Genomic DNA, 11,275 nt, shown 5'->3' on the forward strand with positions numbered 1-11,275 from the left:
TGAGGCGGGATGCCGCCTTGGCCACAGGTGTTTCTCCGGGATTGAACGGAGCATGAAAGAATTGCCCAATGGCTGAAGACAAACAGGGTACAGACACGCCCACCACCGCCCCCATCAACGTTCCCGACAAGCCGGCACTGGAAGGCCTTGAGGCCGCCCTGACCCGGCGCTGGCTGGATGAAGGAACCTACAGGTTCAACCCGGACACCACCCGGGAGCAGGTCTACTCGATCGACACTCCCCCGCCGACGGCGTCGGGCTCGCTGCACGTGGGCCACATGTTCTCCTTCACGCAGACCGACGTCCAGGCGCGGTACATGCGGATGACCGGCAAGAACGTCTTCTACCCCATGGGCTGGGACGACAACGGGCTGCCCACCGAACGCAGGGTGCAGAACTACTACGGTGTGCGCTGCGATCCCGCCATCCCGTACAACGCCGACTACCGGCCGCCGGCGCAGCCTGCCAAGAACCAGCGCGACTTCGACGTCGTGTCGCGCCAGAACTTCATCGAACTGTGCGAGGAACTGGCCGTCGAGGACGAGAAGGTCTTCGAAAACCTGTTCCAGACCCTCGGCCTGTCCGTCGACTGGAACCTGACCTACCGCACCATCGATGACACCTCCCGCGCCGTATCCCAGCGTGCGTTCCTTGCCAACCTGGCCGCCGGGGACGCCTACATGGCCGAGGCACCCACCCTGTGGGATGTCACGTTCCGTACTGCCGTTGCCCAGGCCGAACTGGAAGACCGCGAGGTTCCCGGCGCCTACTACCGCTACCCCTTCTTTACCGAAGCCGGCGACAAGATCTTCATCGAGACCACCCGCCCGGAGCTCCTGGCCGCGTGTGCCGCACTGGTGGCAAACCCCGACGACGAGCGTTACCAGCCGCTGTTCGGCAAGACCGTGCGGTCTCCCCTCTTCGACGTCGAGCTCGAAGTCAGGCCCCACCCGCTGGCCAAGGCTGACAAGGGCTCGGGCATCGCCATGGTGTGTACCTTCGGCGACCTCACCGACGTCACCTGGTGGCGTGAACTCCAGCTGCCCACCCGCGCCATCATGGGCCGCGACGGCCGCATCATCGCCGAAACCCCGGACTGGATCACCACAGAAGCCGGCAAGGAAGCCTACGCTGCGATCGCCGGCAAGACGGCGTTCTCCGCCAAGGAAGCCGTGGTGGAACTGCTCGGGGCTGCGGGCCTGCTGGACGGCGAACCGAAAAAGATCACGCACCCGGTGAACTTCTTCGAAAAGGGCGACAAGCCGCTGGAAGTCGTGACCTCACGCCAGTGGTACATCCGCAACGGCGGCCGCGACGAAGAGCGCCGCGAACGCCTGATCGCCAGGGGCCAGGAGATCAACTTCCACCCGGCCTTCATGCGCTCCCGCTACGAAAACTGGATTGCCGGCCTGAACGGTGACTGGCTGGTATCCCGCCAGCGCTTCTTCGGCGTGCCCATCCCCGTCTGGTACCCGCTGGACGCCCAGGGCAACCCGGACTACGACAACCCCATCCTGCCCTCCGATGACATGCTGCCGGTGGACCCCGCAGCGGACGCAGCCCCGGGCTTCGAGGAATCCCTGCGTGACCAGCCCAACGGCTTCACCGGCGACGCGGACGTCCTGGATACCTGGGCCACGTCCTCACTGACCCCGCAGATCGTGGGCGGCTGGAGCCGGGACGAGACCCTGTTCGACAAGGTCTTCCCGTTCGACCTCCGCCCGCAGGGCCACGACATCATCCGCACCTGGCTCTTCTCCTCCGCTGTCCGTGCCGATGCACTGCAGAAGACCGCACCCTGGAAGCACGCAGCCATCTCCGGCTGGATCCTGGACCCGGACCGCAAGAAGATGTCCAAGTCCAAGGGCAACGTGGTGGTGCCCACGGATGTCCTCAACGAGTACGGCTCGGACGCCGTCCGCTACTGGGCGGCCTCGGCCCGCCTGGGAGCCGACACCGCGTACGAGATCGCCCAGATGAAGATCGGCCGCCGCCTGGCCATCAAGCTCCTGAACGCCTCAAAGTTCGTGCTGAACCTTGGTGCCACCGAGAACTCTGTGGTGTCCGGCGATCTTTCGGTGCTGACCAACAAGCTGGACCGTGCCCTGCTGGCCCAACTGTCCGACGTCGTTGCCCAGGCCACGAAGGCATTCGATAACTACGACTACGCCCGGGCCCTGCAGCTGACCGAAACGTTCTTCTGGCAGTTCACGGACGACTACGTGGAGCTCATCAAGGACCGTGCCTACGGCGCGGCCGGCGAAGCGGAGCAGGCATCGGTGCTGGCGGCCCTGGCCACCACGCTGGATACTCTGCTGCGCCTGTTCGCGCCGTTCCTGCCGTTTGCCACCGAGGAAGTCTGGGGCTGGTGGCGCACGGGCTCGGTGCACCGCGCCGCGTGGCCGGCCGGCGTCGAAGTGGATGGCGACACCACCATGCTCGCCACCGTCGGTAACGCCCTGAGTGGTGTCCGCAAGGCAAAGTCCGAGGCAAAGGTGAAGCAGCGGACCGAAGTCCTCTCTGCCACCATCAGCGCCTCGGAGGCTCTGACCACCCAGCTGAAGGCCGGCCTGTCCGACCTTAAGGCAGCGTCCAACGCCCGGGAGATCACCCTGGTGGTGGGCGAAGGGGAACTGACCGTTAGTGACGTGACCCTGGCTGCCCCTGAGGAGACAGCGGCCGTCTAGTCCGGTGCCCGCCCTGTTTCAGGGCAAAGGGGAAGCCCCATCAGCGTTTTGCCGTTGGTGGGGCTTCGACTTTTTCGGCCATCTCGTGACGAACTTGATGGTCTGGCAGGATCCGGGGATTTCCAGGTCTTCCTACCTCGTCACTGGTAGCTCGTATCCGGCTTCGCCAAAGGCTGCGTCGAATACATTTCACTGGATCTTTGGTTCCTGCGTCCCCCTTCTTTCGAAGTTGGTAAGAACTATTTTGATCCTGTGCGCAGGCGAGCACAAGGGCCCCGGAAGAACTACATGGGAGTAGTTCTTACGGGGCCCTTGAAGTCTTCTGCGGCGGCAGCCGCGCGCCGGCTCAGCCGAATTCGGGGCGTTCGGTACGGCTGCGCTTCAGCTCGAAGAAATGCGGGTAGGAGGCAATGGCAGTGGTGGCATCCCACAGCTTGCCGGCCACTTCACCGCGCGGGATGCGGGTGAGGACCGGTCCGAAGAATGCCGTTCCGTTGAAGGCGACCACGGGCGTGCCGACGTCCTGGCCCACGAGGGAGATGCCTTCTTCGTGGCTGGCCCGAAGCTTGGCATCGTAGGCGTCAGATTCCGCAGCCTCTGCCAGGGAGGCGGGAAGCCCGCACTCGGCCAGGGCCTTGGTGATCACGACGGTACGGTCCTTCTCGCCGCCCTCGTGGATCAGGGTGCCCATGGCATCGTAGAGAGCCTTGACGGTGGCGTCGCCGTGTTCCTGCTGGGCGGCGATGATCACACGGACCATGCCCCACGCGTTGTCCATGGACTTGCGGTACTCGGGGTCGAGGTCGCGTCCTTCGTTGAGGACTGCCAGGCTCATGACGTGCCAGACGGTTTCGATGTCGCGAACACCTTCCACCTCGCCGATCCAGCGTGAGGTGATCCAGGCGAACGGGCACAGCGGATCAAACCAGAAGTCGGCCCGGTTCTTGGCGGTTTCAGTCATGGCTAATCCTTCAGGTAGGGGTGGCTGCGCAGGCGGCAGCCACCACTGACGGGGGTGTTGCGGGCAACGAGGCTCAGGCGGACTTCCGCCGCTTGGTTACGTGCGGGATCATGGTGGGCTCGGCGCCGCGGAGAACGACATCCTCGGTGATGACCACGCTGGCCACGTCTTCCCGGCTGGGAAGATCGAACATCACCGGAAGCAGGACTTCCTCGAGGATGGCACGCAGGCCACGGGCGCCGGTGCCGCGTTCCAGGGCTTGGTCGGCGATCGCATCCAGGGCGCCGTCGTCGAAGACCAGCTCCACTCCGTCAATCTGGAACATCTTCTGGTACTGCTTCACCAGTGCGTTCTTGGGCGTGGACAGGATCTGGATCAGGGCGTCCCGGTCCAGGTTGGAAACCGTGGTGATGACCGGGAGACGGCCAATGAACTCGGGGATCAGGCCGAATTTGAGCAGGTCCTCCGGCATCACTTCGCCGTAGGAGTCCACCTTCTTGCTCGCGTCGTTCAGGGGTGCACCGAAGCCGATCCCCTTGCGGCCGGACCGGGACCCGATGATCTCTTCAAGTCCGGCGAACGCACCCGCCACGATGAACAGGACATTGGTGGTGTCAATCTGGATGAATTCCTGGTGCGGGTGCTTGCGTCCGCCCTGCGGCGGTACCGAGGCAACAGTGCCTTCGAGGATCTTCAGGAGCGCCTGCTGCACGCCTTCACCGGAAACATCGCGGGTAATCGACGGGTTTTCGCTCTTCCGCGAGATCTTGTCGATCTCGTCGATGTAGATGATGCCCTGCTCGGCCTTCTTGACGTCGTAGTCCGCGGCCTGGATGAGCTTCAGGAGGATGTTTTCGACGTCTTCGCCCACATACCCGGCCTCGGTCAGCGCGGTGGCGTCGGCGACGGCAAACGGCACGTTGAGGCGGCGTGCCAGCGTCTGGGCGAGGTAGGTTTTTCCGCAGCCCGTGGGGCCGATCAGCAGGATGTTCGACTTGGCGATCTCGACGTCGTCGTGGTGGCCGCCGTCGCCGAGGTTCCCGGACTTCGGCGCGTGGCCGGCCTGGATGCGTTTGTAGTGGTTGTAGACCGCGACGGCAAGGGAGCGTTTGGCCGGTTCCTGGCCAATAACGTATTCCTGCAGGAAGTCGAAGATCTCCCGCGGCTTGGGCAGTTCAAAGCTGCCGAGGTCCGCCACCTCGGCGAGTTCCTCTTCGATGATTTCGTTGCACAGTTCGATGCACTCATCGCAGATGTAGACACCGGGCCCGGCAATGAGCTTCCGCACCTGCTTCTGGCTCTTTCCGCAGAAAGAGCACTTCAGCAGATCCGTGCTCTCGCCAATCCGAGCCATATGTGAACCCCTTAGTATCCTGCTGCCGCGCAGCTTGCACCGTTGCTGGAATCTTCCCCGGACCGTGCGGGCCGGTTTGTGACAACTTCCACTCTAGGTCACATTGGCTCCCAAGGGTGGAAGGAAAAGGCCGGCGGGGCCAAAATGAACTGGCCCCGCCGGCCTTTTTGGGTACTGCTACCTCGTAATTGCCTGAGGTTTGATCTTGCGTGAATCCAGAACCTGGTCGATCAGGCCGTAGGACTGTGCCTCTGCCGCGGTCAGGATCTTGTCGCGCTCGATGTCGTTGTTGACCTGCTCGGACGTCCGGCCGGAGTGGTGGGCGAGGGTGTCCTCGAGCCAGGAGCGCATGCGCATCACTTCGGCTGCCTGGATCTCGAGGTCCGATGCCTGTCCGCCCTGGCCGCCGGACAGGGCCGGCTGGTGGATCAGGACGCGGGCGTTGGGCAGTGCCAGGCGCTTGCCCGGGGTACCTGCAGCGAGCAGGACGGCTGCGGCGCTGGCGGCCTGGCCCAGGCACACCGTCTGGATCTCGGGGCGGATGTACTGCATGGTGTCGTAGATGGCAGTCATTGCCGTGAACGAACCACCCGGCGAGTTGATGTACAGGGTGATGTCGCGGTCCGGGTCAGTGGACTCGAGCACCAGCAGCTGGGCCATGATGTCATCGGCCGAGGCGTCGTCCACCTGTACGCCGAGGAAGATGATGCGGTCCTCGAAGAGCTTGGTGTACGGGTCCTGGCGCTTGAAGCCGTAAGGTGTGCGTTCCTCGAACTGCGGCAGGACGTAGCGGCTGGACGGAAGATTACCGGCAGACCACCCGAAGTTGTAGTTCATAGTTATTGCTCCTGATCGAAAGGGTTCTGGTAGCCGGGAATTAGTTCTCGGAGGACGACTGGCCGGAGCCGTTGGAGGTTCCGCCGCCGCCGGAGACGGAGCCCGCGTGCGCGGCGATCTTGTCGAAGAAGCCGTACTCGAGCGCTTCGGCGGCCGTGAACCACTTGTCGCGGTCGTTGTCCTTGAGGATGGTCTCAACGGTCTGGCCGGTCTGGTCGGCGGTCAGCTCTGCCATGACCTTCTTCATGTGCAGGATGAGCTCAGCCTGGATCTTGATGTCAGAGGCAGTGCCGCCGATGCCGCCCGAGGGCTGGTGCATCAGGACGCGGGCGTTGGGGGTCGCGTAGCGCTTGCCCTTGGTGCCGGAGGAGAGGAGGAACTGACCCATTGAAGCGGCAAGGCCGGTAGCCACGGTGACGACGTCGTTGGGGATGAACTGCATGGTGTCGTAGATGGCCATGCCGGCCGTCACCGATCCGCCGGGAGAGTTGATGTAAAGGTAGATGTCCTTTTCCGGGTTCTCGGCGGAGAGGAGCAGCAGCTGCGAGCAGATGGCGTTGGCGTTGTCGTCACGCACCTCCGACCCGAGCCAGATGATGCGCTCCTTCAGGAGTCGGTTGTAAATGTAGTTGTCCTGGGCTGCGGGATCGACGGTCGCCATCCGGGGGGCCTCTTGGTGCTGTGACATGTTTACTTACCTCTCGCTGGTGACGGTGACATCACTGAAAATCACTACTTGGACACTAACCGGTTTCGCCGACATTTTGTTCGCGCCCCTGCGGCTGTTCGCTGACGGCGCACGATGCCGGCGCCCGGCGCCCAGCCGCGGGGTTTCAACGCGAACGGCCCCCGGATCAGAAGATCCGGGGGCCGTTCGTCTATGCCTGCGTGGAGGCTATGCCTTGGCTTCGGCCTTGTCGTCCTCGGCAGGAACCTCAGTGGCTTCGCCCTCTGCGGCGTCAGCCTCGGTGACCTCGGCAGCCGGAGCTTCCTCTTCGCCGCCGGGGCGGACGAAGTCGCTCAGGTCAACGGTGTTGCCTTCGGAGTCGGTAACCGTGGCCCGGCCCAGCACAACTGCCAGTGCCTTGCGGCGGCGGACCTCGGAAACCATCATGGGGACCTGGCCGCTCTGATCAATGATCTGGGCGAACTGGTTGGGGTCCATGCCGTACTGGCTGGCCGTGGTGACGATGTAGTCGATCAGCTCGTTCTGGCTGACGTCGACTTCTTCCTTCTCGGCGATGGCGTCGAGGATGATCTCGTTCTGGAAAGCGCGGGCGGTGTTCGCGCGCACTTCCTCGCGGTGCTCCTCGGTGTCGTGCTCGCCTTCGCCGTGGCCGTTGCCTTCCTTGAAGTGGGCCTCGAGCTGCTCTTCGACAACGCTGTCCGGCACGGGGACCTCGACCAGCTCAACGAGCTTGTCCAGGACCTTGTCGCGGGCCTCGACGCCCTGCTCCACAACCTTGGACTCAGCTGCCTGCTTGGCCAGGTCTTCGCGCAGTTCGGCGAGGGTGTCGAACTCGGAAGCCAGCTGGGCGAAGTCGTCGTTGGCCTCTGGAAGCTCGCGCTCCTTGACGGCCTTGACGGCAACCTTCACCTGTGCGGCTTCGCCGGCGTGGTCGCCGCCCACCAGGGTGGTGTCGAAGATGGCATCCTCGTCCACGCTGAGGCCGGTAACGGCCTCGTCCATGCCCTCAAGCATGGTGCCGGCGCCAACCTGGTAGGACAGGCCTGCAGCGGAGTCGACCTCTTCGCCGTCGATCGTGGCGGTGATGTCGATGGTGAGGAAGTCGCCATCGGCGGCCGGGCGGTCAACTGACTTCAGCGTGCCGAAGCGGCCGCGGAGTTCGTCCAGGGCCTTGTCAACGTCTTCGTCGGAGGACTCGGCGGCGGCAACCTCAACCTTGATGCCGGCGTAGTCGGGCAGCTCGATCTCGGGACGGACGTCAACCTCGGCAGCGAACTTCAGGCCGCCGTCGGTGGCGGACGGGTCCGGAACCTCGGTGATCTCAACCTCGGGACGGCTCAGCGGCCGGATGCCTGATTCCTGCACGGCAGCCTGGTACCAGCCGTTGAGGCCATCGTTGATGGCGGTTTCGAGGACGTAGCCGCGGCCGACGCGCTGGTCGATGAGCTTTGCGGGGACCTTGCCCTTACGGAACCCAGGGACCTGGATCTGTGAAGCTACGGTCTTGTAAGCCGAGTCGATGCTGGGCTTCAGTTCCTCAAAGGGAACCTCAACGTTGAGCTTGACCCGCGTGGGGGTGAGGTTCTCGACAGCGCTCTTCACGGTCTAAGTACTCCTGGGATTGTGGGATGGGTCTCTGCGAAACGCAATGTTCCTGCCCGATCCGAGTGGCCGGGCCGCAGAGTCGGGGTGACAGGATTTGAACCTGCGACTTCCTGCTCCCAAAGCAGGCGCTCTAGCCAAGCTGAGCTACACCCCGTAAGTGCACAGGCAAGTCTACGGTGATACGCGTCGCGAATGCACATTTGACACGTGGGCCATGGATTAGGTTTAGTTGTATCCGGCTTGAACAGCCAGCCCGAAGATTCCGCGAAAACGGAGCTTCCTTCGGGGACGTAGCTTAATGGTAAAGCCTCAGTCTTCCAAACTGATTACGCGGGTTCGATTCCCGTCGTCCCCTCCAAACAGCAAGGCCCCTCCTCGGAGGGGCCTTAGCTTTTAATGCTGCCGGCGTGCGGTCGTGGGGCACTTTGCCGGCCCGCCTGGGCCAAAAGCACGGTGCTGCCCGGCGAGTCCGCGCCAAAGTTCCCTGTTTCGGCCCGGGCGGGCAGCTGTTATTCCTGCGGCTGCTGGCAGAACGGGCACCAGTACAGGTTGCGGCCCGCGAGTTCGGCAACGAGCACCAGGGTGCGGCAAACCCGGCATGGCAGCCCCTGCCGCTTATAGACATAATGGGCGTCCTCGCCGCGCGGAAAGCTGCCGCTCTTGGCCGGAATGTCCTGCCCGGCACGCGCAGCTTTGGCCGCCGTGGTGCCGTTGACTGCCCAGTACCGCGGCGGTGTGGTGATGATCCTGCCGTCCGCCACGCCATCGGTCATGACGCTGACGACGTCGCGCCACAGGTTCCGGGCGTCCGGTTCCGTCACGTCCGTCCCCGGCATCCAGGGATCCAGCCGGCGGCGGAACAGGACCTCGGCACGGTAGACGTTGCCCACGCCGGCGATGATCTTCTGGTCCATCAGCAGTGCCGCGACGGGAGTCTTGCGGGTGCGAAGGTTCCTGGCGAAGCGGCCAGCGTCACCGCGCAGGTTCCGGAGCGGATCCGGCCCCAGGCGGGCCAGTACGGCATCGGCTTCAGCGGCAGTAATGGTTTCGCACGTCGTGGCACCGCGCAGGTCAGCCCAGCCATGGCCGCTGGCCAGCCTGACCCGGACGGCACCCACGGGGGCGGGCGGCCCTGCGTAGGAGGCCCCGGCGTCGGCTTCGCTGCCTGAAGGGGACTCCTGCTCCCCTACCCGGCGGGGCGCTCCGATGCTGGAAGACCCGGTGAACGTCCGGTCACCGCCAAAGCTCCACGCGCCGTACAGGCCAAGGTGTACGTGCAGCACCAGGGCGTTGTCGAAGTGCAGGAACAGGTGCTTGCCGTGTGCTTCGGCGGCCACCAGGGCGTGCCCGTCCAGCAGGGCCGCTCCCCCGCTGAACCTGCCCTGCGGGCTGGAGACAGCAAGGCGCTCTCCCGTGAAGACGTCCCCGAACTGGCGGGCCAGCCGGCGGACGGAGTGGCCTTCCGGCACTACTCGATGACCTCGCCGGTGGTTTCGTAGGCCGCGATTTTGCCGATCCGCCGGACGTGGCGTTCGTCGTTGCTGAAGGGCTCTGCCAGGAACGCCTCGATCAGCCCGGTGGCTTCCTCCACGGAGTGCTGGCGGCCGCCGACGGCAACCACGTTCGCATCGTTGTGTTCGCGGGCCAGGGTGGCGGTGGAGAGGTTCCACGCCAGTGCTGCCCGGACGCCCTTGACCTTGTTGGCCGCGATCTGTTCGCCATTGCCCGAGCCGCCCAGCACGATGCCCAGGGCGTGGACACCTGCCTGCTGGTCGGCCACGACGGCGAGGGCTGCGTTGATGCAGAAGGACGGGTAGTCGTCCTGGGCGTCGTATGCCTTGGGTCCGTGGTCAACCACGTCGTAGCCCTTGGCAGTGAGGTGGGAGACCAGGTGGGCGCTGAGCTCCATTCCTGCATGGTCGGTGGCGATGTGGACCCGCGGGAAGGAAGGGGATGAGGTCACGTTCAGGTTCCGTTCGGTTTGGCGGCACTGGAGGCCGGCGGGGTGGGCGCCGGCCCGGGAAACAACACGGACAAGGATACTAGGAGCCCGGGCCCTGCCCGCCGGATGACGGGTTTCCGCCCTTCCGGGCCCTGGCGGCCACCCGGGTGAGTACGTCGGCAAGGCGCGCGGCGGATGCCTGGCTGCCGCCGCTGACGGCAAGGCGCCGGCCGTCGGTTTTGCTGACGACGACGGCGGGGCCGCTGCCCACCAGCATGGCGTCGGTGCCGCCGTGGTGCCGGTAGCCCCACCCGCCGTAGTCTGCTGCCTTCAGGTCTGCTGCGCTGGCGGCCGTGATGGATCCGGCCGGGACATCCATCACCGGCAGGACGCCCGCCAGGAGGACCTTCAGCCCGTACCTGTCCGCCTTCACCCGGGCGAAGAGGAAGCCCGCTCCCACCACGGCGAGGAGTACCAGGAGGCCACCGAGCCAGGGCAGCGCGATGGCGATGAGCGCGGCCGGGAACAGGGAGGCGATGCCGATCATGACAAAGACCGAGCTGCGCGCGTGCACCCACAACCGGATGGTGTCCGCTGTCAGGTCGGGGTCGGCTTCACGGGTCAGGGCGCGCTGCAGTGCCCGGTCGTCATCCACCGACCAGTGCTGGTCTGCTTTGTAGACGAAGGCAAGCGTGACACCCAATGACACGGCGGCCCCGCTCCCCAAGGCCAGGACTGTCAGGTCGACGTGGGAGTTGCGCGCATCGGTGACGCCGGCCTGGCCCACCAGGCCGGCAGCAAGCACGGTGGTCACGAAGAGGCTCAGGAACAGCCCGACGCCCATCATGATCCGGCGCATCACGGCCGGCCTGCCCAGCGGCAGTGCCTGAGAGAGGACCAGCCAGCCCGCGGCGAGGATCAGGGCTGCTCCCCCGCCTGCGTAGGCGCCGAACGGGGCGAAGGCGGCGCCGCCGTCGTCCGTCCACTGGATCGCGAGCGGCTCCGGAAGGTCACGCCGCAGCAGCGACGCGCAGAAGACGAACGCACCGGCCAGGACCACGGGGAAGCCGATGGCGAAACGCAGCGCCTTCCGGTCCACCCTGTCCAGAATCTTTCCCATGGATTAACGCTACCCCCGCCGGCGGGCACCCTTGGCGGGACCGGAGCGGAAGGTGTGGCGGGGACGTGACCTGCGCAACGT

At 65.1% G+C, this 11,275-nt stretch carries 9 protein-coding genes and 2 tRNA genes; 2 read left to right on the forward strand and 9 right to left on the reverse strand.

Features of this window, described 5'->3' with window-relative positions; genetic code table 11:
• The first annotated feature begins 68 nt into the window (after nt 1-68).
• Entirely contained in the window at nt 69-2,687 is a 2,619-nt protein-coding gene (gene valS, locus ACP3TD_RS11850; protein WP_426763125.1) for a valine--tRNA ligase, read from the forward strand.
• 346 nt (nt 2,688-3,033) lie between these two features.
• Here valS and ACP3TD_RS11855 read toward each other — a convergent pair whose 3' ends face one another.
• From ACP3TD_RS11855 to ACP3TD_RS11880, 6 genes are all read right to left on the reverse strand, one after another.
• Nucleotides 3,034-3,648 (reverse strand): DsbA family protein, encoded by a 615-nt coding sequence (locus tag ACP3TD_RS11855; protein WP_426763126.1) that lies wholly within the window; start codon nt 3,646-3,648, stop codon nt 3,034-3,036.
• A gap of 73 nt (nt 3,649-3,721) precedes the next feature.
• On the reverse strand, nt 3,722-5,002 hold the full coding sequence (gene clpX, locus ACP3TD_RS11860; protein ID WP_056079756.1) for an ATP-dependent Clp protease ATP-binding subunit ClpX: 1,281 nt from the start codon (nt 5,000-5,002) through the stop codon (nt 3,722-3,724).
• Between the two features lie 177 nt (nt 5,003-5,179).
• Nucleotides 5,180-5,839 carry an ATP-dependent Clp protease proteolytic subunit gene (locus tag ACP3TD_RS11865; RefSeq protein WP_015937343.1) on the reverse strand — a complete coding sequence of 220 codons (660 nt, stop codon included), beginning with the start codon at nt 5,837-5,839 and terminating at the stop codon, nt 5,180-5,182.
• A 40-nt stretch (nt 5,840-5,879) separates the two neighbouring features.
• Nucleotides 5,880-6,500 carry an ATP-dependent Clp protease proteolytic subunit gene (locus ACP3TD_RS11870; RefSeq protein ID WP_015937344.1) on the reverse strand — a complete coding sequence of 207 codons (621 nt, stop codon included), beginning with the start codon at nt 6,498-6,500 and terminating at the stop codon, nt 5,880-5,882.
• 234 nt (nt 6,501-6,734) lie between these two features.
• Nucleotides 6,735-8,129, reverse strand: a complete 1,395-nt coding sequence (gene tig / locus ACP3TD_RS11875) for a trigger factor (protein WP_426763128.1) — start codon at nt 8,127-8,129, stop codon at nt 6,735-6,737.
• 82 nt (nt 8,130-8,211) lie between these two features.
• Nucleotides 8,212-8,286: transfer RNA gene (locus ACP3TD_RS11880), tRNA-Pro, on the reverse strand.
• Nucleotides 8,287-8,416: 130 nt separating this feature from the next.
• On the opposite strand from ACP3TD_RS11880, the gene ACP3TD_RS11885 reads away from it, so the two are divergent.
• A tRNA-Gly gene (locus ACP3TD_RS11885) sits at nt 8,417-8,490 on the forward strand.
• Nucleotides 8,491-8,641: 151 nt separating this feature from the next.
• On the opposite strand, the gene ACP3TD_RS11890 is transcribed toward ACP3TD_RS11885, so the two are convergent.
• From ACP3TD_RS11890 to ACP3TD_RS11900, 3 genes are all read right to left on the reverse strand, one after another.
• Entirely contained in the window at nt 8,642-9,601 is a 960-nt protein-coding gene (locus ACP3TD_RS11890) for an Fpg/Nei family DNA glycosylase (protein WP_426763130.1), read from the reverse strand.
• The gene (locus ACP3TD_RS11895; protein ID WP_091720779.1) at nt 9,601-10,095 is read right to left on the reverse strand and encodes a ribose-5-phosphate isomerase; all 495 of its coding nucleotides are present in this window, start codon (nt 10,093-10,095) and stop codon (nt 9,601-9,603) included. Before ACP3TD_RS11895 ends, ACP3TD_RS11890 begins: the two co-directional genes overlap by 1 nt.
• Before the next feature lie 79 nt (nt 10,096-10,174).
• Nucleotides 10,175-11,194, reverse strand: a complete 1,020-nt coding sequence (locus tag ACP3TD_RS11900; RefSeq protein WP_426763131.1) for a hypothetical protein — start codon at nt 11,192-11,194, stop codon at nt 10,175-10,177.
• Nucleotides 11,195-11,275: the final 81 nt, after the last annotated feature.

It is taken from the genome of Pseudarthrobacter sp. 1G09, assembly GCF_050038305.1.
Classification (GTDB): domain Bacteria; phylum Actinomycetota; class Actinomycetes; order Actinomycetales; family Micrococcaceae; genus Arthrobacter; species Arthrobacter equi.